1 protein-coding gene is annotated in these 466 nt (G+C 47.6%); it reads left to right on the forward strand.

All coding sequences use genetic code 11. The features are described 5' to 3' along the window. On the forward strand, positions 1–466 hold a 466-nt coding region (locus TOI97_RS13225), incomplete at both ends, for an EF-Tu C-terminal domain-related protein (RefSeq protein ID WP_321554589.1).

Here is a 466-nt window from a genome sequence, read left to right on the forward strand (position 1 = left end):
TTAAAGTTGGTGAAGAAATCGAGATCGTTGGTATCCGTGACACCGTAAAAACCACCTGTACTGGTGTTGAAATGTTCCGTAAGCTGCTTGACGAAGGTCGTGCAGGTGAGAACGTTGGTGTTCTGTTGCGTGGTACTAAGCGTGAAGATATCGAGCGTGGTCAGGTATTGGCTAAGCCAGGTACTATCAACCCGCACACTCGCTTTGAAGCAGAAGTGTACGTACTGTCTAAAGAAGAAGGTGGTCGTCATACTCCGTTCTTTAAGGGCTACCGTCCACAGTTTTACTTCCGTACAACTGACGTAACTGGCAGCTGTGAATTACCGGAAGGCATCGAGATGGTAATGCCAGGTGATAACGTTAAACTTGACGTTACCCTGATTGCGCCAATCGCTATGGAAGATGGTTTACGCTTCGCGATTCGTGAAGGTGGCCGTACCGTAGGTGCTGGTGTTGTTTCAAAAAT

The sequence above is a fragment of the Denitrificimonas halotolerans genome (assembly GCF_034259425.1).
GTDB lineage: Bacteria > Pseudomonadota > Gammaproteobacteria > Pseudomonadales > Pseudomonadaceae > Denitrificimonas > Denitrificimonas halotolerans.